This window comes from Acidilobus saccharovorans 345-15 (genome assembly GCF_000144915.1).
Taxonomy (GTDB): domain Archaea; phylum Thermoproteota; class Thermoprotei_A; order Sulfolobales; family Acidilobaceae; genus Acidilobus; species Acidilobus saccharovorans.
In genome coordinates, this window is sequence record NC_014374.1 from 967889 (window position 1) to 988055 (window position 20167).

General features: G+C 55.1%; 22 protein-coding genes. 6 read left to right on the top strand and 16 right to left on the bottom strand.

What is annotated here, in order from left to right:
- The first annotated feature begins 69 nt into the window (after positions 1-69).
- Both ASAC_RS04835 and ASAC_RS04840 read left to right on the top strand, forming a co-directional pair.
- Positions 70-765 carry an orotidine 5'-phosphate decarboxylase / HUMPS family protein gene (locus ASAC_RS04835; RefSeq protein WP_148217157.1) on the top strand — a complete coding sequence of 232 codons (696 nt, stop codon included), beginning with the start codon at positions 70-72 and terminating at the stop codon, positions 763-765.
- Between the two features lies 1 nt (position 766).
- On the top strand, positions 767-1063 hold the full coding sequence (locus ASAC_RS04840; RefSeq protein WP_013266877.1) for a hypothetical protein: 297 nt from the start codon (positions 767-769) through the stop codon (positions 1061-1063).
- On the opposite strand, the gene ASAC_RS04845 is transcribed toward ASAC_RS04840, so the two are convergent.
- Positions 1032-1940, bottom strand: coding sequence for an MBL fold metallo-hydrolase (locus ASAC_RS04845; protein WP_013266878.1), 909 nt, complete (start codon positions 1938-1940; stop codon positions 1032-1034). The genes ASAC_RS04840 and ASAC_RS04845 overlap by 32 nt on opposite strands.
- A 145-nt stretch (positions 1941-2085) precedes the next feature.
- The gene (locus ASAC_RS04850) at positions 2086-2574 is read right to left on the bottom strand and encodes an OB-fold nucleic acid binding domain-containing protein (RefSeq protein ID WP_013266879.1); all 489 of its coding nucleotides are present in this window, start codon (positions 2572-2574) and stop codon (positions 2086-2088) included.
- 203 nt (positions 2575-2777) lie between these two features.
- On the opposite strand from ASAC_RS04850, the gene ASAC_RS04855 reads away from it, so the two are divergent.
- A complete protein-coding gene (locus ASAC_RS04855) occupies positions 2778-3386 on the top strand; it encodes a ParB N-terminal domain-containing protein (protein WP_476692189.1) in 609 nt (202 codons plus the stop codon).
- Positions 3387-3402: 16 nt separating this feature from the next.
- Here ASAC_RS04855 and ASAC_RS04860 read toward each other — a convergent pair whose 3' ends face one another.
- From ASAC_RS04860 to ASAC_RS04915, 12 genes are all read right to left on the bottom strand, one after another.
- Entirely contained in the window at positions 3403-3837 is a 435-nt protein-coding gene (locus ASAC_RS04860) for a CBS domain-containing protein (RefSeq protein ID WP_148217158.1), read from the bottom strand.
- A gap of 90 nt (positions 3838-3927) precedes the next feature.
- Positions 3928-4452: a Mut7-C RNAse domain-containing protein gene (locus tag ASAC_RS04865; RefSeq protein WP_013266882.1), complete on the bottom strand. Its 525-nt coding sequence runs from the start codon at positions 4450-4452 to the stop codon at positions 3928-3930.
- Between the two features lie 89 nt (positions 4453-4541).
- Positions 4542-5225, bottom strand: coding sequence for a phosphatase PAP2 family protein (locus tag ASAC_RS04870; protein ID WP_013266883.1), 684 nt, complete (start codon positions 5223-5225; stop codon positions 4542-4544).
- Between the two features lie 74 nt (positions 5226-5299).
- Entirely contained in the window at positions 5300-6205 is a 906-nt protein-coding gene (pyrD, locus tag ASAC_RS04875; RefSeq protein WP_013266884.1) for a dihydroorotate dehydrogenase PyrD, read from the bottom strand.
- The gene (pyrC, locus tag ASAC_RS04880; protein WP_013266885.1) at positions 6195-7532 is read right to left on the bottom strand and encodes a dihydroorotase; all 1338 of its coding nucleotides are present in this window, start codon (positions 7530-7532) and stop codon (positions 6195-6197) included. Before pyrC ends, pyrD begins: the two co-directional genes overlap by 11 nt.
- Positions 7460-7957 (bottom strand): aspartate carbamoyltransferase regulatory subunit, encoded by a 498-nt coding sequence (gene pyrI / locus ASAC_RS04885; protein WP_048812819.1) that lies wholly within the window; start codon positions 7955-7957, stop codon positions 7460-7462. Before pyrI ends, pyrC begins: the two co-directional genes overlap by 73 nt.
- Positions 7954-8889, bottom strand: a complete 936-nt coding sequence (gene pyrB, locus ASAC_RS04890) for an aspartate carbamoyltransferase (RefSeq protein WP_048812820.1) — start codon at positions 8887-8889, stop codon at positions 7954-7956. Before pyrB ends, pyrI begins: the two co-directional genes overlap by 4 nt.
- A 192-nt stretch (positions 8890-9081) precedes the next feature.
- Positions 9082-9684 (bottom strand): orotate phosphoribosyltransferase, encoded by a 603-nt coding sequence (locus tag ASAC_RS04895; RefSeq protein WP_013266888.1) that lies wholly within the window; start codon positions 9682-9684, stop codon positions 9082-9084.
- Positions 9681-10364, bottom strand: coding sequence for an orotidine-5'-phosphate decarboxylase (gene pyrF / locus ASAC_RS04900; RefSeq protein ID WP_013266889.1), 684 nt, complete (start codon positions 10362-10364; stop codon positions 9681-9683). Before pyrF ends, ASAC_RS04895 begins: the two co-directional genes overlap by 4 nt.
- 32 nt (positions 10365-10396) lie before the next feature.
- On the bottom strand, positions 10397-11365 hold the full coding sequence (locus tag ASAC_RS04905) for an NAD-dependent epimerase/dehydratase family protein (protein WP_013266890.1): 969 nt from the start codon (positions 11363-11365) through the stop codon (positions 10397-10399).
- Between the two features lie 43 nt (positions 11366-11408).
- Positions 11409-12521 carry an o-succinylbenzoate synthase gene (menC, locus tag ASAC_RS04910; RefSeq protein WP_013266891.1) on the bottom strand — a complete coding sequence of 371 codons (1113 nt, stop codon included), beginning with the start codon at positions 12519-12521 and terminating at the stop codon, positions 11409-11411.
- Positions 12512-13378 (bottom strand): hypothetical protein, encoded by an 867-nt coding sequence (locus tag ASAC_RS04915; protein ID WP_148217159.1) that lies wholly within the window; start codon positions 13376-13378, stop codon positions 12512-12514. Before ASAC_RS04915 ends, menC begins: the two co-directional genes overlap by 10 nt.
- Before the next feature lie 107 nt (positions 13379-13485).
- On the opposite strand from ASAC_RS04915, the gene ASAC_RS04920 reads away from it, so the two are divergent.
- Entirely contained in the window at positions 13486-14475 is a 990-nt protein-coding gene (locus ASAC_RS04920) for an aldo/keto reductase (protein ID WP_013266893.1), read from the top strand.
- A gap of 130 nt (positions 14476-14605) precedes the next feature.
- Complete coding sequence (gene mfnA / locus ASAC_RS04925; protein ID WP_013266894.1) at positions 14606-15721, top strand: tyrosine decarboxylase MfnA; 1116 nt, start codon at positions 14606-14608, stop codon at positions 15719-15721.
- A 6-nt stretch (positions 15722-15727) separates the two neighbouring features.
- Here mfnA and ASAC_RS04930 read toward each other — a convergent pair whose 3' ends face one another.
- A complete protein-coding gene (locus ASAC_RS04930; RefSeq protein ID WP_013266895.1) occupies positions 15728-17068 on the bottom strand; it encodes an NAD(P)-dependent malic enzyme in 1341 nt (446 codons plus the stop codon).
- Between the two features lie 103 nt (positions 17069-17171).
- Positions 17172-18707 (bottom strand): cytosine permease, encoded by a 1536-nt coding sequence (locus tag ASAC_RS04935; RefSeq protein WP_202965440.1) that lies wholly within the window; start codon positions 18705-18707, stop codon positions 17172-17174.
- A gap of 1016 nt (positions 18708-19723) precedes the next feature.
- Here ASAC_RS04935 and ASAC_RS04940 point away from each other — a divergent pair.
- Positions 19724-20098 carry a cupin domain-containing protein gene (locus tag ASAC_RS04940; protein ID WP_013266897.1) on the top strand — a complete coding sequence of 125 codons (375 nt, stop codon included), beginning with the start codon at positions 19724-19726 and terminating at the stop codon, positions 20096-20098.
- Positions 20099-20167 lie beyond the last annotated feature (69 nt).

The following is a 20167-nucleotide window of genomic DNA, read 5'->3' on the forward strand; positions in this document are numbered from 1 at the left end:
AGCTCAGCGAAAAAGCCTGCGTTGCCGCTTCAATCAGGCTATAATCCCGTGTTCCTCCGTGAAAGGCAGGTGCGGGGCTTGGGAAGCCTAGTTGAGAGGCTAAGGGAGTGCGGCCACCTGCTCCAGGTAGCCCTTGACTTCACAGACCTTAGGGATGCCGTGAGGATAGGTTCGCTCACGTCACTAGGACCTGCGGTGATACTTGAGGCTGGGACGCCCCTCATAAAGTCCGAGGGCATGAAAAGCGTTGACATACTTAGGTCGCTCCCTGGGAGACATCTCGTGATGGCAGACACAAAGACTGCAGACGTGGGCGGCCTTGAGGCCAAGCTGGCCTTTGAGCACGGCGCTGACGCTATGAGCGTCCTGGCGGCCAGCAGCGAGGAGACCATTAAGGAGGCCGTCAGAGAGGCTGAGTCCGTTGGGAAGGACGTCTACGTTGACTTGATAGGCTTCACGGAACTAGACTCATGGCTTAAGAAGGCCAAAGGCGCAGGCGCCCACGTTGCTGTGATACACATAGGCATTGACGTTCAGAGGGCCCTAGGCATAACCGCAGCGCAGGCCACCGATATAGTGAGGAGAGCCAAGGATGTCTTCGGAGGGCCGGTGGCAGTCGCAGGCGGCATAAAGCCTTCAGATGTTAGCGCCCTGGCCTCGGCCGGCGCTGACATAATAATTATAGGCTCCGCAATAACTAAGTCCTCAGACCCAGCGGCCGCAGCTAAGGCCGCCCTTGATGGATTAAGGCCAAGGTGCCAGTAGCATGGACGACGTGAAATTAATTGTCAAAGAGTCCATCAAGGAGTATAACAGGTACAGGTCCCCTGAGGCAATTGCCAGGCTCGTTACCAGGAAGGGCGACACCTACTACGTCAAGTTTGACGGAAGCTACTGCGAGACCTGCGGCCTTTACGACTGGATCGACGACCTGAGGTACGTAATGCTTGAGAAGGGCCTTAATGTTGAGATAGAGAAGCTCAAGGAGCCCGAGGGGCCTGAGGGGAGCGTCAGGGTAGCCGCGTTTAGGGTCAAGCAGTTGAGGGCTTCGCAGAGGCCCTAAAGCTCAGCCCCCTTTCACCGACTTCAACTTCTACTGCGTTCTCATCCCTGAGGCACCTTATATAGCCCTTGACCGTGGCCTCCAGCAGCATCAGAACGTCAGGCGTTAACTCAGAGTACTTGAACTTCTTTAACAGCGCAACAAGTATGTCCTCTATGGTAGCCGATTTTGACATGACGTTTAGGATTACTTCCTTAGCTTCCTCTATCCTTCTGATATTAGCCTCTATGAAGGGGCCTGCGTCGGACGCCTTAATTAAAGGGCCATGTGAAGGCACTATAAAGTCGACCCTGCCCTCAAGCTTCTCTATAGTGCTTAGGCTTCCCTCCGCGGCGCAGGGCATCCTGTGATATGGGACGCCGTACTTCTCAAGTACCCTGTCACCGAAGAGCGCATCTGCCACGTAGAAGACTCCGTCTGGGGTTATAGCGCCCACCTGGCCGTCCGTGTGGCCCGGCAGCCTCACGAGCTTAAGGGGGCCGTAGCTGTCGCGCTCAGGGGGGATCTCCACATCAACCCTGATCGGGGGGCCATGGAACGTAAGGAGCTTGTCAGCTGGATTAACTGGGTAGCCGAACGTCATTACTACCCTGAGCTCTGGATTTTTTGCTATGGGAGCGTCGAGACTGCTCATGGCTACTTCGTCAACCTGCAGCTCTCCTAAGGCGGATAAGTGGTCGCTGTGATAGTGGGTGACAAGGACCGACTTCCTCCCTGCCCCGAGCTTCTCCAGGTCCCTCCTAAGCGCCCTTGGCCTGTCCTCCCCTTGGCCGGGATCAACTATGTAGACCGTTCCCGTCTCCCTATCAGTATAGAATAACGTCGCGGGGCTCCCCTTCTCTAAGAACGTGGAGCCCTTGATAGTGCTAAGAGTCAAGGCCTTCTCTCCTCCTTTTCCCTACAGCACACGCGTTAAAAACAATCATTTGTAGCCTTTGGCCAACATCGTTAAAGACATGTGCACGAAAAACTGTGCGAAGCAACTAAAACAGTTAAAGAAAGGCCTTAGAGTGCTTTAGTCCTTAGAACTCCTCCTCCCCGCCTTCCTCGTTACTCTCTTCGTTCCTTGGAGGCCTTCTACCTCCAAAACTGCGGCGACCTCCGAACCTCCTTGAACCTCCTCTCGGTGGCCTATACCCCGTAGACTGAGCCTTTGGCGTGTTCTCTGGGATTTCCTCAGCCTTTGGCACCTCGCCGTCATCTATCTTTTCTATGGACCCCCTGCTGCCTATGTTGAGCTGTACCTGTCCCTTGAAGCTTGTGGTCCACGCGCCTTTCAGCTCTACGGCGTCGCCCTCGTTAAGCTTGCCCGCCTGTTGCCCCCACGCGGTGAGCTTTATTCTGCCCGTCTCGTCGCCTACTACGGCCTCGCTTATCGTTCTGTCTCCTCTCTGCGTGTGTATGGTCTTTGGAGGCTCAACACTCAAAACACGAACCTTTATGTCTATATTATCCTCACCCTCGCGAAGGCTAGAAACCTTGCGAGGGGACTCTCCACCCTCTCCCGACACTTCACACACTCTCGCTAGTTACGCGCCCTCTCCTGTTTCCAGGAAAGGGCCAAGAACGGCTGGCCTAGCGGGGTTTATAAGCATACCTGCTCCTTTGAAAGCCCCTGAGCTAGCCTGACAAATGCTTATTTTCCTATTTTTCACTGGTGCCCCAGGTGCGGAGCTGATGAGCCTTTGCTGCTGGGAGGGCGCTTAAGGTAAGCATAGCCTCGGTTGGAGTAGATCTTATAAGGCCCCATGAAATGTTCATTCCTGAGCGCGTTGATGAGGTCCTGAAGAGCGTAACAAGGAGCATGGTCATGGCCAAGCCCTTAGTAGTTGCCGCAGATTCATGGATTTTAGTTGATGGCGCCCACAGGTTAGAGGCGCTGAAGAGGCTTGGTGCCCGTTACGCGCCCGCCGTTATTATAGATTATAACTCTGATGAAGTAAAATTGCTCGGATGGGTGAGGAGCTATTCATATAGTAGCGAGGCGCTTAACGAGCTTCGCAGGCTAGCTGCTATATCGAAGCGTAGGAATCGTCACGATGGCTCCGTTATGATATGGCTTGAGGGGCTGGACTCGTACTACGACATTAAGAAGTTCGAGTCCCTGGGCTTTACCCTAAGAGGCGTCTCGACGTCTACAAGGTCGCTCGCGGGCCTCATAGTGATACCTCCCCCGCCTACCAAGGACCTTGTGGTTAGGGCCGCCATGTCTGGGGAGCTCCTGCCGCCCAAGGCAACCCGCCACATAACAGCAGCCAAGAACATAATTCTCCCAACGTCTCTCAGAAGGATAATTCATGATGGCAGGGAGTGGCCTTGGTAAGTCACGAAAGCTCCCTTCAGCGTTTCTCTACCTGGGACTGCAGCACGTACACTAAGGTTATGTAGTGCGGCGCTAACCTTATTATGTCCCTCTTAGAGATCATGCCAACCGGCTTCATGTTGTTCCTGGAGAGGACCGGAAGATGCCCTATGTTGTGAGTCCCCATGAGCTCAGCGGCCTCCTTGACCGTATAGTCCTCAAGCACGAAGTAGGGGTTCTTCGTCATTATGTTGCCCACGGGCACGTTACGGGATAGCCCCTTAGCAACCACCTCCCTCACTATGTCGGTCTTAGTAACTATACCTATGAGGTTGTCACTGTCATCAACTATAATGAGGGAGCCTACGCCTTTGTCCATCATTATCTGAGCTGCCTCGTTAACAGGCGTTATAGGGGTAACCTTAACTGGCGGGGTGTGCATTATGTCCCTGACCAAGGGCTCTGTGGCCATAGCGTCCACCAGATCCCTTTGGCTCCCTGCCAGTTAAAATGTAATGGTAAGCTAAATACCAAGCACTAACAGCTTTCTATATTTAGCTACTTAAGGACTTTTCTCGTCGTTTTCACTTATGACCTTGCTGCTCTGAACCAGCATCCGGGCATCGTTGACTATTTTCCTTATGTTATTCCAGTGGCCGCCCTCCCAGTATACATGACCGCACTTAACACACACGTAAAACTTGCCATACCTAGCTAAGGCTCCTGGAGGAACGCGGCCCCTTATAATATTCTTGTCAGTGACCTCCCTCAGGGGCCCATTGCATATTGGGCACCTGCTTATCGAGGGGTCAGCCCTGAGCTCTATGAGTCCCTCACTGGCAAGCCTGGCAAGGTTTCTAGCTACGTCTACTTCGGGAAGAAGAACGGCCTTTAGCTTCAGCTTTTCAGCCCTTCTGTGGAGGCCCTTGTCGCTAGTGATTATTATCCTACCAGTCCTTGCAGCTATGCTTAGTATCTGAGCATCATTATATGACTTGGAGTAAAGCGTGTCGTATCCCATCATTCGCAGCCACTTGGCTAGGGTGCCCAGCATCGCGTCAACTATGAACTTGTTGCTTTGCTGCATTGCCCGTGGCCTCTCTGGGTGTGCGCCGGTGAAGCCTTATATCTCATCTAAGGCGGGAAGCGAAGTTCATGGTATAGCTCCTTAAGGCTTCACTGCCTTAGCCTCAAAAAGCTAAGACGGCCAAGCGTGGCGTTGTAAAGGGGCACCCATAGCCTCTCGCCAATGCCGTCAACTAAGAGGCTTGACCACACGCCCACCACAATGCCGCCCACTATGTCCCACAGCCAGTGAACCTGCAGAAGGAGCCTAGTGAACATTATCACTGCGGCATAAAGTATCACGACATAGCTGAGCCCCCTCCTTCTCATTGATGGCGTTGCCGTAAAGTAATATGCGAGAACCGTAACCCTCACGGTATGCCCTGAGGGGAACCCATAGTAGTCCGCGTTCAACAGGTTGCCCAGAAGTCCAAAGTAAATGAATGGCTCGTGGGGACGCGGCTCCATTATGTACGCCTTAAGTATAGCCGTCACTATCATTGAGAAGATGACGGCGACCGCGAATGACGTTAATCTCTTTGATGCGCTCTTATGGACCCCCACGTCAAAAAAGTAGGCTATAGCTGTGAGCACGGCGAACACCTCTAAGCTCGCAGTGTAGGAGATCCCCTCCACTATCACTTGCCTGTCAGGCCCTATGTTCCTGAGCACGACCTGGTTTATGATGTCTATGCCATCAACTCCTCTCAGAAGCTCCAGAACTAGGACTACCACAAGGGCTGCTGAAGCTATAAGGAAAGCCCTGAGGTTAGCATGACGTTCGCCTGAGCCCATCAACCTTCACTCAAGGTCCTGTAAACTCTCAAACGCTATTAAATGCCGTTCTGAGCCTTGGCTGACTCCCTGAGTCACTGGCGGGCGGCTGCCCCCACCATATCCGTCAGCGACTTGAAGCCCATGTAGTTCATGTAATCAGCTATGCCTCTCTTTATCTCACCTATTACTTGAAGGCCCCTCCTTACGAGCCCTGAGCCCACCTGAACAGCCTTCGCCCCAGCCAGGATAAGCTCTACAGCGTCCTCCCAGCGCTCCACGCCGCCAGCGCCAAATATGTCAGGCCTAAGCTCCCTGTAGACCTCGTAAACGGCTCTTACGGCTATTGGGTGAATTGCTGGGCCGGAGAGGCCCCCAATTCCATGACCAAGAGCAGGCCTTAGGCTGTAAACGTCTATCCTCATAGCTCTTACGGTATTTATCAGCGTGAGCCCTTTAGCGCCGGCCTCAAGCGAAGCCTCTGCCGTCTCGACCATCTTATCAGAGATGCCAAGCTTAGCTATTACCGGTATCTTGACTGTCGAAGCCACGGCGCTTACGACCTTCCTGCTCATCACGGGATCCATACCTATGTCTAGGCCCATCTTCTCAACGTGAGGGCAACTCAGGTTAAGCTCTACCGCGGCAGCTCCGGCCTCCTCAGCGACAGCGGCGACCTTAGCGAAGTCCTCTGGAAGAGAGCCAGCGACGCTGACTATTATGGGGATTCCAAGCCCTGCGAGCGCCCTCATGTGATCCCGTAAGCCCTCTATGCCCGGGTTCGCCAAACCTACGGCATTCAACGAGCCCATGTCTAAGTGAATCACCCTTGGCATAGGGTAAGGCTGCCTTGGGGAGGGAGTGTAAGACTTCGTAACTAGCGCGCTGACGCCTGATCTCCCTATAGCGAGGAGGCCGTCAAGGCTCTCGCCCATGATGCCGCTGGCGTTCAGAACCGGGTGCTGCAGCTCTAGGCCTGCCACCCTTACCTCAAGGTTCAACCTCTCCCCTCCTGCTGAAAGGGTTAAGCGCTGTGGGCTTAAGAGTGACCTCCATCTCTTCGGCGGCGAGCTGACCTCCGATAAAGACCGCCCTAGGGGCTGCCGCGAGCTCCTCCATAAAGGCGTGGCCATAAGGCGCTTTACTGTAGGTCGACAGAAACCTTGAGGGGCTCTCGCTGACCACGACTAAGTTGCCCCTGTAACCTACCTCGATAAGGCCGTAACGGGCTCCAAGGCCTAATATCTTGGCGGGGCCAGAAGTTAACAACCTCAGGAACTCAGACCTACTTAGCGCGTGGGCCCTGACGAGCCTGTAAAGCAACCAAGGCCACAGGCCAAGCCAGGGTATCCCCGCCGGGCAGTGAGGCCACGCAGACTTCTCGCCCAGCGAGTGCGGCGCGTGGTCACTTGCAAGGGCGTCGAAGAGCCCCTCAGTAAGGGCCTTCATCATTAAAGTCCTTGTGATCGGGTCCCTGAGCGGAGGATTAACTCTGAAGTAGCAGCCTCCTAACGTGTAGTCATAGAGTAAGTAGTGCGGAGTTGTGTCGACGCTGAAGCCCATGCTCTTGGCCAACCTTAAGGTGCCCGGGCATGACACGTGAGTTATGTGAACTTTGGCCGCGGCTTCAGAGAGGTAATAAAGGCTCGCCCCCTCCATCCAGCAGCCCCTCAACTCCCCCCTCTCATAGTTGTCCTCGTCCCATACTCTGTCTGCCTCGGGAAGCTCGGGGTGGACTACAGCAAGCACGTTACTCAGCCCAAGTATCTTCCTAACGCTGCTCCACCTCTTCATAATATCTTCTGGGAAAATCTTGAAGCCAGCAACCGCAAGGTTCAATATCTTCGTTATGAGTTCGGGCGAGTCAGGGACGCCAGCATAAACAGCGTAGTCTACAAAGGATTTTTCGGCAAGCTCGTTAAGCTTGAGCCCTATGGCCTCAGGGGTTGAAAGTCTTGGCTTAGTGTTAGGCATGTCTGCCACAAGAGTTATGCCTGAGGAAAGCGCCGCCCTGGTGCCAGTCGCCTCGTCTTCCTTATATGATAGCTCGAGGCCCCTTAAGTGAACGTGTATGTCCACCAGGCCCGGCGCTATGTATTCGCCCTCGCCCTCGTAGGAGTATACTTTATCCCCCCTTGGCGTCTTAGATATGGAGTTTATGAAACCGTTGCTGCCTATGTTAACGCAGCCACTGCCCAGGAAGCCTCGTGAGTCGATTAGTTTGCCGCAAACTGATACGACGTTCTCGTAATCCTTCAGCTTCGCCCACCACCGACAAGCTGCTCTATAACATCGTTTTCTCCTATTTCTGTGCCGCAGTAATGGCACTTGAGCCTGAGGGGTGACCCGCTGACCAACAGGAACCTGCTGCTTATGGGCTCCCCGGGCTTCCTTGATATACAAGTAGGGTTAGGACACCTTAGCACGCCCTCTATTACTTTAGGTACCTCGACCTTCCTCTTTTCAACTACATTGTAGTCCTTAATTATGTTTATTGTGGCCTCTGGCGCCACCAGGGAAATCTTCATGAGGTCCTCTATCCTTGGATAGTAACCTTCTAGTTTCACTATGTCCTTTTTCTTCATTCTAGCGCTATCAACGTTCATAACTACTGCCACCCTGAAGCCTTCGTTTCCAGTTATTCCAAGTATCTTGAGCACTACGAGGGCCCTGCCGGCTGGTATGTGATCTATGACTGTGCCCTCCCTTATCTTGCTCACCAGCAGCACTTTCCTCTGGCCTTCCCCGCTCAACTTGCTTCACCCCCTAAGATCAGGTTAAGGAGAGCCATCCTAAGGGGCACTCCAAGGCTTGCCTGCAGGAAGTAGGCCTGGTAGCTAGTGCTATCCACATCAGCTGCCAGCTCGTCAACCCTAGGCAGGGGGTGCAACACCTTGGCGCTGCCCTTAGCGTAGGCCTCCAGTAGCCTCCTTGTAATTCTATAGCTGCCGCGGACCTTCTCATACTCCTGAGGATCTGGGAACCTCTCCCTCTGTATTCTCGTAACATATATCACGTCCGCCCTGGAAAGTCCCTCCTCAAGCTTAACGTACTCAAGCCTCAGCCCCCTGGACTCAACGTCCCTCCTTACCTCATCCCTTAGCTGAAGCTGTGGCGGCGCTGACAACATAACTGAGGCTGGCTTAAACAGGGAAAGTGCCCTCAGGAGGCTTGCGACAGTCCTTGCATACTTGAGGTCTCCTACTATGAGGTAGTTAAGGCCATCAACGCTCCCGAAGAGCTCCCTCACGGTATAAAGATCTAACATGGCCTGAGTTGGGTGGTGCTGGCTTCCATCACCTCCGTTAATTACTGGAACCCTTGCAACCTCGGCGGCTAGAGCAGCCGCGCCTTCATATTTGTGCCTAATCACTATTAGGTCTGCGTAGCCATCCAACATCCTAATGGTGTCAACAAAGCTTTCTCCTTTGGCTACGCTGGTAGCCTCCTCGGCGGAGAAGCCTATAACGTCAGCTCCAAGCCTCTTGGCTGCCGCTTCGAAGCTGAGCCTCGTTCTAGTAGATGGCTCAAAGAACGCCGTGGCTATTATTTTCCCTTCGAGGGTTCTAGTCACTCTGCCAGAGGAGAGCTGACGACGCATCTTGTCAGCCTCCTCAAAAAGAATCTCCAGGTCCTCCCTTGTGAAGTCCCTTGGGTCTATTACGTCACGACCGCGCCAGGGCAAAATGCCCACAAAAAGCGAGGTAGCCTGAACTTTAAAGTGTTTATAGCCTTATCTAATAGCCTGAGGAAACTACGACACATCCTAGTTAGACAACGCTACATTGATTAGCTATACAAAGCTATCTTGATCTTAATCTGCCTTACTTAATTTTGAATTCAGTCTAAATGACTGTGAATATCGCTCTGAAGCCCTTTACGTAGTCCCCCAAAGTTCGCCGGCTAAAGAGTTTAGCTGTTCATCGCTTATCATGCCAAGCCTTCTGGCCTCTTCAAGTATGCTCCTTAGCGTGGTCACTGAGAGCAACTTGACTCCCATGCTTTCCAGGGACCTTCTGGCCCCCTGTTCGCGGTCAACGATTACAGCCCCAATTACCTCCCTAGCCCCGTGAGACCTGAGAACGCTGACGCCAAAGGAGAGGCTGCTGCCTGTGGTAGCCACGTCGTCTATCAGCAACGCTGTCACGCCTTTGACTTCGGCTCCTTCAAGGTCCCTCTCGGTTCCATGCCCCTTGGGCTGACGGATGTAAGCCAAGGGAAGTCCTAAGCTGAGGGCAACGGCGGTAGCCCACGGCACTCCTCCGGTTGCGACCCCCACCACAGCGCAGTTCCCGCATTCCCCCACGTCCTCTATGACCATGTGGGCCAGCTCTAATGATATTATCCTAAAGGCCTCAGGATACCCTATGACCTTCCTAAGGTCTATATAGACATGACTTACCCTGCCGGAGGTGAGCCTAAACTCGCCAAAGAGCACGGCACCAGTGTTGAGCAGAAGCCTCTCTATGGTGCCGCTCATCTGCGGCACCTCATTAGGGCCTCCTCCTGTTCGAGGGCTATGAGCTCCACGGCCTTCTTAGGATCCGGGCTCTCCGTTATGCTCCTCCCTATGATTTCGTAGTCGGCTCCGGCGCAGATCGCATCCCCGGGCCTTGCTCCCTGAGTGCCGACGCCAGGAGCAAGTATCTTCACGTCAGCACCGAGGGCATTCCTTACAAGCGATATTATGTCAGGCCTTGTTGCTGGGGCCACGACTCCCCATGGGTTCGCTTTCTTCACCACATCCATAATAGAGTCCAGGTTCCTGTCATAGAGCTCACGCGACCCTTCGTGGCTCATTGAGGCCACAAGTATTAGCTTTATGTTCCACTCCTTAAGTTTCTCGGAGACCTTGTCAAGGGCGCCTTTGTAGCCTACAAAGGAGTGGGCGATGACAGCGTCGACATAATCCTTCACCAGCGAGACCACCCTGACCATTATATCACCTATGTCAGCAAGCTTAAGGTCTGCTATTAGCAGGCCGTTTCTAATTCTTGACCTGGCTGCTGCGAGTGACTCAAGGCCGCATTGTATAATGAAGGGGATGCCAACCTTGAAACCAACTACCTCATCCCCTAGGTCAGTCATAATCTTTACTAGACCTTGACAGCTGCCAAGCACGGGGCCATCTATGGCAACGATTATGGGGCTTGCCTTCAACTAAACCCTCCTATCAACAGGCAACGGGAGTTTTAAGCGTGAGCGGACCCTGAGGCCCACTCCATGAACTTAGAGACGGCCTCTTCCAGCGGCGTAAACTTAAAGTCGCTCAAGTACCTGCTGGAGTACTTGTAGTTGCTTGAAAGCATGCGGTACATCATCTTAAACGGCGATGAGGGCACAGCCGCGGCGAGCCTGATCGCCCACCTGGCGCTCACCGCGTGGCAGTCCTTCCTGAGCATCCTGCAGATCGTTTGACCCACGTCACTTATATCGACGTCGAAGGGCCAGTTGGCGTAGACCCACTTTCCATCAAAGGCGCCTGAGCCAGCCATAGCAAGTATCCTGGCCAGGTCCCCTGAGTACACCATGTTCCTCGAACCAAATCTCAGCGTAAGTCCGCGCTTTGCAGCCCACAGCGTTACCTTCCACTGGACCTCGTAGCCCCAGGGACCGAAGACCAGGGATGGCCTAACTATGGACCACTTGCCGCCCAGCCTCGTGCCCTCCGAGACGAGGAGCCTCTCGCCCTCAGCTTTCGTAACCTCATAAGGGGTCCTGTGAATGAACACCTTAGGGTTCAGGTGCTCATCCTCCTCCTCAACGAGGGACCCCCTCGGCACCCCCCTCAGCTCGGCCGCCACCGCCGTGGAGCTTACGTAAACAACCCTTGCACTGGCCTGAGACGCGGCCTGGACCACTTGCCTGAGGAGGCCTACGTGAGCTTCCTCGAACTCCCTGTAGCTCCCACTGATCTTGCCAGCTATATGGTAGTACACGTCCCCTCCCAGTTTACTTAAGGCCTCAGGTGTTATGGAGTCGAGTACAACCATGTCTACGCCCATCTTGCTTAAGTCATTTGAGAGGCCTGGCCTTCGCTTCACGGAGGACCTCCTAGCCACCACTACAACTTCATGACTTCCTTTGAGCTCAGCGGCTAAGTTTATGCCCACAAAGCCCACGCCGCCTACAAGCACATGCCTCACGGCAACTTCACACATTAGAAAAAGGCCAGGTTTAAGTTAAAATTATATGCAAGTATAACTAAAATGACGTTTGGTAGAGCCTTTTGGCTGTCCTGCGCACCTGGTCCTCAAGCACTTCAACTCCTATGCCACTTCTCGTAGGTGCTGATATGGTGCCGTCCCTGTTAAGCTCCCAGGGAGGTTCTACTATGTCGTTTTCATAATACCTGGAGCTCGCACTTACGTCATTAGGGTATTTGACACCCTCTAGCGTTGCCGCCGCCACCAGGTGCCCCCTGCCCACGCCGGTCTCAAGCATGCCGCCTATCCATATGGGCCTTCCCAGCTGCCTATACCAGAAGTCATGGATCCTCATGGTCTCGCCGAGGCCTCCTACCCTGGCAGGCTTCACATTTATTATCATGGCCGAGCCAAGCTGGTAGGCCTTCCTAGCGTCGTCTAGGTCTGTGATGCTCTCGTCAAGGCATATGGGCGTCCTTATTCTCCTGGCCAGCTCAGCGTGATCCACGAGATCCCTCCAGCCCAGGGGCTGCTCTATCATGAGCAGGTTGTACTCGTCCAGCCTCCTGAAGACCTCTACGTCGCTTAGGCTGAAGGAGGCGTTTGCGTCGACCTGAAGGGGTAAGTTAGCCCCAAAGGTCTCCCTTAGCTTCTTGACTGGGGCCACATCATAGCCCGGCTTTATCTTTATCTTTATCCTCGCATAGCCCTGCTGAAGATAGCTGTCAACGACCTTTACCAGTTCCTGCAGCGAGGGCTGTATACCGACGCTGACGCCGCTCACTATTTTGTCCCTGACCCCTCCTATGTACTTCCATAGCGGTAGCCCCTCAAGCTTGGCGGCGAGGTCCCACAGAGCCATCTCGACGCCAGCCTTGGCCATGTTGTGGCCCCTTATCCTGCTTGCTAAAGCGGTGAAGTTCCTTGGGGTTATGTCGCCCTTCAGCTGCGGCAGAATGAAGTCCCTTATTACATGCCACGCGGTCTCGTTGGTCTCATAGCTATACCACGGGCCTGAGTCCGCTACCACCTCGCCCCAGCCAACCTCGCCTCCCTTCTCTTCAACACGGACCAGAATAGCGGGCCTCTCCTCCGTCCTCCCAAAGCTTGTCTCAAAGGGGGACTTTAACTTAACCCAGATCTCTATGAGTTCAACTTTCCTTAGCTCCACGGTCTCACCCCATCAAGGACCTCGCCCAGGCTCTCCCTCACCATTATCACGTAGCCGTGCCCATACTTGTCCCATGTGAAGTCCGAGGCTACGTAGCCCTCGCCCAAATATTTAAGGTAGGCCTGTCTCGTGACCTCCCTCCACCTGGAGGCGAGCTCCCTGTTCACGGAGTTCAGGGCAGATACTGAGTAAGGAAGCCCTATGGCAACCGCCGCTGGGCTTCTGCTAAGGTCCGGTCCCTTGGGCTCCTCACTCCCCCTTGGACCAACTGGGACAACAGCCACGTGAGCCCCCAACTCGACCAGCTCCTCAAGGGAGGGGGTCCTCGCGACACTGGATATCTTGTTGATAACATTCTTGCTGTCGAGGTACCACTCAGCCACGGCCCTGTCCGTCTCGAGGCCAGCGTTTATTGAGTCGTGAAGATAACCATAGTACCTGACCTTGTACTTTGTGAAAATGGCTCCAAGCTTGCCAAGGTTGAAGTGCGCGTTAAGGCTCTGCAGCGGGTCAAAGGTCCACTTTATGAGCCTGACCCCCGCGGCTAGAACTTCCCTCCTCTGGGCAAGCTTGAGGCTGGTGCCTAAGCCGCTGTACTTCCTCTCGCTTACCACGCCCGTCATGTGACTGTAGAAATAAGGCCCCTCGGGAGTCTCTACAAACCAGCCCAATGAAAAGCCCACAAGCCTGTCCCCATCGAAGGCCCCCAGGACTAGGCCACCGTTATCAACCATGGCTTTAAGCATGTGGAGCGGCACAGCCTCGCACTGCGACCTATCCATTCCCCAGGCGGAGAGCTGAACCTCGACTACTTGAGACAGCTCCAAAGGATCACTCAACTTCCTGATCTCGATCATTAAGTCCCCCAAATATATGCTGCTTCAGGGTAAAATTTGATTTGCGACAAAAGCTCAGACTCTTAGCCTTTCGGTAAGCCCTCAAGACCTGCGAGAGCTGAAACGTCATGATATACGTGAAGCTCGGCAAAGGAGGCCCTAAGGTTAGCGCTATAGGCCTTGGCTTCTGGGAGATAGGTTCAACCTCGTGGAGGGGCAGCGAGGAGGTCTCCGTTAATATAGTTAGAGCCGCCGTTAACAATGGCATCAGCTTCTTCGACACCGCCGAGGTCTATGGAATGGGGAGGAGCGAGCGGTCCCTGGGCAACGCAGTAAAGACCCTTGGGCTCAGGCCTGATGATATAGTGGTAGCCACGAAGGTCGCAGGCTTCAGGCCGTTAAGGTGGCTTGTGGCCAAGGCTGCAGAGGCGTCCGCCAGAAGGCTTGGCCTAAGGCCGTCCCTGCTTCAGCTTCACTGGCCGCCCCCAGCGTGGGTGCCCCTCTGCGAGCCGCTGAGGGGGCTTGAGGACGCAGCTAAGAGGGGGCTGACGGAGTTCATAGGGGTCTCCAACTTCCCCGGGCACATGCTTGAGGAGGCGGCGAGCTGCCTCAGGTCAGCTGAGATAGTAAGCGACCAGGTGGAGTATAGCCTTGCCTTCAGGACTCCCGAGCTTGACGTCTTCAGGACTGCGGAAAAGCTGGGCATTGGTATCATAGCCTACTCGCCGCTGGCCAAGGGAGCTCTCGCGGGCGCCGCCGCAACCAGGCGCATTCAAAGGATGGACCCAAGGTTCAGGGCAGCCTCCCGGGACCTAGAGCTTCAGGAGGCTCTGACCAAGGTAGCTGCGTCCCATGGAGTTACAAAGGCGCAGGTAGCCCTCTCATGGATAGTCGGCAAGGGCGCCGTCCCTATACCTGGCACCACTAAGCCTGAGAGGGTCGCCGAGCTTGCAGGCTCAGCTGAGTTAAGGCTAGCTGATGATGAGCTCTCGCTCCTTGACAAGGCGAGCTCTAAGTATGTAAGCGTGTGGGGCAGAGGCTACTCAAACCTTAGGGCGCTCAGGTTTATACCGTGCGGGCTCCAGTACCTAGGAGTTAAAGTTATGGGAGGCGCATAATACTTTGAGGCGCACTGCGTCGAAGCCCAGACGCGAGACAGGCCCTACAACTGGGCCATCCCTGCAACTGGCTGTGGCCTGGTAGCTTAGCGATAAAAAACGAAGGGCCTACCCTCTTCAAGGGAAAACCGTGAAGCTGGAGGACATAATGTCGAGGCTTGCCGAAGTGGCCAGGTCGGTGCCCATCCACTACAGGGACGGGATACTGGGCTCCATGACTACTCCTCCTCACCCGCTAGCTAAGGCAGCCTTTGACATGTTCCAGGGACTCAATGTAAATGACGAGGAGCTCTACAGGCCCCTCAGGGAGCTGGAGGAGGAGGCCATAAAGGAGCTCGGAAGCTACCTTGGCGGCAGCAGGTGCACGGGCTACATAACCAGCGGCGGCAGCGAATCCAACCTGGCGGCCCTTTACCTTGCGAGGGAACACGGCTTTAACAACGTCTACTACACGGCCGCCGCGCACCACTCTATAACTAAGGCCGCCTACCTGCTCAGAATGAGGCCTGTTGAAGTTAAAATGAAGGAGTACCGGATGGACCCGGCCTCCCTCAGGTCCCTCTGCAAGGCGAACGGCCCAGGCGTTGTAGTAGTTACTGTAGGCACCACGTCCGTGGGCACAATAGACCCCGTGGAGGAGGTCTCTGACGTTGCAGCTGAGTGCGACTCCATAGTTCACGTCGATGCTGCCCTGGGCGGCCTTGTGGCTCCCTTCGTTTACCCCAACAGAAAGCTCGGGTTCCAAAACGGGCCAGTCATGAGCGCCACACTTGATCCCCACAAACTTGGGCTTGCCCCACTGCCCGCCGGCGGCCTGATAGTTAGGGACGAGCATTGGTTTAAGCCCCTCGACTTCAAGGCAGAATATTATCCTGCGGGACACCAGGTGGGCCTCTTTGGGACCAGGAGCGGGGGGCCTGTGGCGGCCACCTGGGCCATCGTAAAGTACATGGGCCGTGACGGCTATGCCGCGCAGGCCCATGAACTCATGGAGAGAACCAGGTACTTACTGAATGAAGTTAAAGGTTTAGGGCTCGAGACGCCCGTGGACCCTGAAGTACCGGTTGTGTGTATAGAGCATGCCGGCGATGACTACTTAATGAGATCGCTCGCCAAGGAAGGGGTCTACGTCTACAAATGCGGCCTGGTGCCCGGCATAAGGGTTGTTGTAATGCCCCACGTAACTAAGGCCCTCCTGGATAAGTTTGTGTCATTACTCAGAGAGGTGCTATCTCAACAGCGTTAACAAAGCTCACATAGGCATCGTTATTAGGCCCTTATCAAGCAGCGCGTTTATCTTCTGCCTCACGGTCCCTATTATCTCGGTCGCCCTCTCGAGCTCCTCCCTGTAAGTGGTAGTCCTCCTGGCGACCCCCTCCTCAACCGCCTTAACCGCGACCGCTGCGGCGACCCTCGGGTAGACCTCCCACTCCTCCATGGTGGGCAGTATCCTGTCCTCGCCTATGCCCCCCCTCTCCTCGGCGAACTTGGCGAGCTCAACGGCCGCTGCTATGGCCATGGTGTCGGTTATTGTCCTCGCCCTCACGTCCAGCACCCCCCTGAAGACCGCCGGGAAGACGAGGCTGTTGTTGACCTGGTTAGGGAAGTCGCTCCTGCCCGTGGCCACCACCCTGGCCCCGGCCCTCCTGGCCTCGGAGGGCCATATCTCGGGCACCGGGTTCGCCAGGGCGAACACAACGGCGTCCCTGTTCATCCTTGAGACCCACTCGGGCCTTATGACCCCTGGGCCAGGGGCCGACGCCGCGACAACTACGTCAGCCCCCTCGAAGGCCTTCTCGATGGGCGAGTCTGGAGGCAGGCCCCCGCCCCTCGTCTCTATGGCTATCTGGTACTGGTATGGATCTGTGAGCATGAGCTTGTCTATGTCCTTCATCTCAGGGTGGAGGACACCATTTTTATCGACCGCAACTATATGGTTGGGCTTAACGCCCATGTACTTCAATAGCCTGTAGAACGCTGTATTAGCCGCGCCGACCCCAAAAATCACTATCCTGACGTCCTGGAGCTTCTTGCCAACAACCTTAAGCGCGTTGATGAGGCCTGCCAGGATTGCTGTTGCCGTCCCCTGCTGGTCGTCGTGCCACACCGGTATCTGGAGCTTCGACCTGGCCTCGTCCAGTATGGTGAAGCACTTGGGCTTCTCTATGTCCTCAAGGTTTATGCCGCCGAAGGAGGGCTCTATGGCCTCTAGGAACCTCACGAAGTCCTCAGCCTTTGAGAACCTGTGCACTATGGGCACGGCGTCGACGCCCCCAAGGTACTTGAAGAGCAGCGCCTTGCCCTCCATCACCGGGTAGGCGGCCTCGGGGCCGACCTTGCCGAGGCCCAGAACCCTGGTGCCGTCGCTCACGACGGCTATCGTGTTCCACCTGGAGGTGAGCTCGAAGGAGAGGTCGGGGTCTGAACTTATGAGCCTGCTCACGGCAGCGACGCCTGGGGTGTACCAGACCGCGAGGTCCTTGAGGCCCCTCACGGGCACCTTCGGCAGGACCTCTATCTTGCCGCCGTAGAACCTGTGCATGTTGATGCTGAGCGAGTACCACTCCTCTGTAGCCGGCTCTCCCTCTGACACTCTGGCCACGCTCGCGCTAGCGCGGGCCTGAGCCCTTAACACGCTTTTCAATAAAACTGGTAGAATCAAGCTATAACATTACTTTGCTATCCTTAACAAAAGGTTAGTTACTCTCCACCATGAATATCCTCCTAGTGTACGGGCTCAGGTAGCCCCTTAGCAGGCCGCCGCTAAGCTGCGGCTGATACTTTGGAATAACCCAGTACTTCATGAGCGGCAGGTATATCAGCCCTGAGACCGTGAAGGAGAGCAACCATGAGCTGTTGAAGAGGACCTGGTGGTAGGGCAGAGGAGCGTATATGAGCACGGTCACTATCAGGAAGGTAATGACAGCCGCTGGGTTTATGCCGTGCCAGTACCTATAGATTCCGTCGCTCTTAAACACGTCAGCCAGATCAAGCTTGAACCTCCTTACTACAGCGTAGTCAAATATTATCACGCCCTCTATGCCTCCAAGGAGACCGCCGTATGTCAGCAGCCAGTTAGTTATGTAACTGTAAGCGTTGCCATAATAGCTCCACGCGCCTATGCCAACGGCTATCGCGATAAGCGCTAGGGACCCCTTAAACCAGCTCATGTGCTTTGGGAACGTGTTGGCTATATCATATGCGGGACCGACGGCGTTGGCAAAGGCATTAACCAAGAACGTGGCCAACATTATGGATATTAGGACGAAGTAGCCAAGGGGCCTCGTCATGTAGAGGGCCGTTAGGACTATGGGGTCCCATATTACCTTGCCATAGAGCTCGTAGGCCGCCGCGGTGGTCATCACGGAGAAGGCCGCCACGGCAAGCATTAGGAACGGCATGGTTAGCTGTCCATAGGTCTGGGAGCTCTGCGACCTTGCAAACCTAGTGTAGTCCGGCATTGTAAGCGCCATAGTTGCCCAGAAGGCTATGTTAGCGTTAAGGAATGCCAGGAAGCCCAGCCAGGTGAAGTGGCCCTGACCCGATATGGCTGACAGGTTAACGGACCACCCAGCCGCGCTCATGAAGTAAACCCATAGGCTCACGAAGGCGATCATAACTATGGGCCCTCCTACCCTCGCAAGCCACCTGAGGGCGGGCTGCGACTTCACTATAGGCGATAGGTAGAATACCAACATCTGCGCCGCTATAACAATCACAAACGTGGCCCAGAATATGCTTGGGAAGTCCTTTGCCAGCACGAATGGGTAGTTCTGGAAGTGAGCCACGGTGTAGGCTATCGTCGAGGTCCTGCCCGTGTATATGGCGTAAAGCGCTGTGGCGGCCTCAGCTATTATGTAGCTCTCTATCCCCCACCACCCTGCCCCTATCACTGCCCTCACCCAGCTTGGGAACATAGCGCCGTAGGTTCCCCACCTGGTCCTGGTGAGCTGCGGCTCAGCTATGCCATACCTTGCCCCTCCGTGGGACTGTATTATCATAGGAATGACCACTATTAGGTTCCCTAGGAACACCGTAAATATGGCCTGAAGTGGCGTTAGGCCCAGGAGCAGTCCTATGCTGGCTAAAGTCCATGATGGCACTATGAAGGCCATCGACACCCATATCAGGAAGTAAGTCAGCGCCCCCCACGTTCTCCTGGATATAGGCACTGGATGTATGTCAGGGTTCCAAAGGAACTTCTCTTCGGGAAAGCCAGCCGTGAGCTCCACCTGGCCCTTGGTGGGGTCGTAACGAGTTATGGACAGCGGAGTGAGGCCGGACGAGCCTGACTTGGAAGAGTCCGATGGCCCGAAGCCTGGGCCTCCCAGTTTCCGCGCCAAAATGCCTTCTCTCGCCTGTGAGGCTACCCACTTATAAGGGTTACTCAGCTTGGGCCGCAGCCTTCCAGGCCTTAAAGGCCTGCCGCGGTACGACGACTTGCAATATTCATAGCCGCTGCTGAGCGCAACTGGTCCACCTATCGATGAACTTACCAGGAGGCTTAGAGGTCGGTACAGCATATCTGCAAAGGCCTGTGGACCGCCATTTTACTCTAAAAAATATTTAGAAAGTTAGTGCACAGTTGCGGGGCTTCCATCTAGCTGTTACAGCCTCAGAGGGCAGGCGACGCCTAAGGTAGGTGTTACCTGTGGACTCCCCTGGAACCCCGAAAGCCGGCAGGTAACACCGGCCTAGCGGGCCCTTCATGAAGCTCCGTCCTTTGAGCTGTATAGCGCCGCTGGGGAAGCCTTCTCAATCAAGGCGCCGGTGTTACCTTCCGGGAGCCAACGCTACATGGGGGCGCCGGAGGGGCCTCGGCCTCCTTGGGACAAAGGAGGCTCCATCAGCCAGGTTAACTTTTTGCTAGCAATTTTAATTTAGAGTTAACGCGCACTTAACTCCGCCCCCCTCATTTGCTGCACTTGGTTTAACTGGAGTTAACTGCGCCCACTTGACGGAGCGGTTAACCTATGAGGCCGGCCGCCCCCGCTTGAGGGCGCGCGGCCTATGGCCGACCTTGGGGTTGCAGGGGAGGGGCAGGGCCGCGGACGCCCTGCAAGGGTGCACAGCTGTGAAGACCGGTTGACCGGCCCGTAGAGCGACCGGTGCACGGGCCTGATAGCTATCATGTTAGGCAAAAGCTCCCTGCGGCCAGCGTTGACCACAGTTCCAGTCACAAGGATTCCTGCAAGGCGTGAGCTTAAGCTTATTTGCGCGGGCCGCAGCCCTACATGCCAGGGATAGCATGAAGTTCGGCAACTATGCAGATGTGCCCCCGCAGGACGTTTCAGCCCTATTGCCGGGCACCAGCGGCGTTACAGTGCAGTGGCTCGTCAGTAAAGCTGACGGCTCTGATAAGATAGCGCTAAGGAGGTTTGTGGTGAAGCCGCACGGAGTCATGCCGTATCACAGGCACAAGTATGTGGAGGCGGTGTATATAATTAAGGGAACCCTCAAAGTTACTATAAATGGCGTCACTAAGGTGTTGAAGGCTGGCGACTTCTTCTACACGGGCCCCTACGAGCCTCACAGCATAGAAAATCCATCAGATGAGGAGTCGGTGTTTATCTGCGCTATAAGCTACGAAGATGATATGAGCCTTCAGCCCGTTAACGCGTGAGGCCCTTGCTCCTCAACGCCTGAAGGTTAACAGAAAACTAGCTTAGCTTTATTATAATTAAAATGACTG

What these genes read in the sequence shown, in the direction of transcription:
- ASAC_RS04870 (WP_013266883.1), bottom strand. Translation starts at nt 5,225, where the DNA reads ATGGGCTCAGGCGAACGTCATGCTAACCTCAGGGCTTTCCTTATAGCT.
- ASAC_RS04895 (WP_013266888.1), bottom strand. Translation starts at nt 9,684, where the DNA reads ATGAGCGGCACCATAGAGAGGCTTCTGCTCAACACTGGTGCCGTGCTC.
- ASAC_RS04940 (WP_013266897.1), top strand. Translation starts at nt 19,724, where the DNA reads ATGAAGTTCGGCAACTATGCAGATGTGCCCCCGCAGGACGTTTCAGCC.
- ASAC_RS04905 (WP_013266890.1), bottom strand. Translation starts at nt 11,365, where the DNA reads ATGTGTGAAGTTGCCGTGAGGCATGTGCTTGTAGGCGGCGTGGGCTTT.
- ASAC_RS04915 (WP_148217159.1), bottom strand. Translation starts at nt 13,378, where the DNA reads ATGATCGAGATCAGGAAGTTGAGTGATCCTTTGGAGCTGTCTCAAGTA.
- ASAC_RS04860 (WP_148217158.1), bottom strand. Translation starts at nt 3,837, where the DNA reads ATGGCCACAGAGCCCTTGGTCAGGGACATAATGCACACCCCGCCAGTT.
- ASAC_RS04840 (WP_013266877.1), top strand. Translation starts at nt 767, where the DNA reads ATGGACGACGTGAAATTAATTGTCAAAGAGTCCATCAAGGAGTATAAC.
- ASAC_RS04920 (WP_013266893.1), top strand. Translation starts at nt 13,486, where the DNA reads ATGATATACGTGAAGCTCGGCAAAGGAGGCCCTAAGGTTAGCGCTATA.
- ASAC_RS04865 (WP_013266882.1), bottom strand. Translation starts at nt 4,452, where the DNA reads ATGCAGCAAAGCAACAAGTTCATAGTTGACGCGATGCTGGGCACCCTA.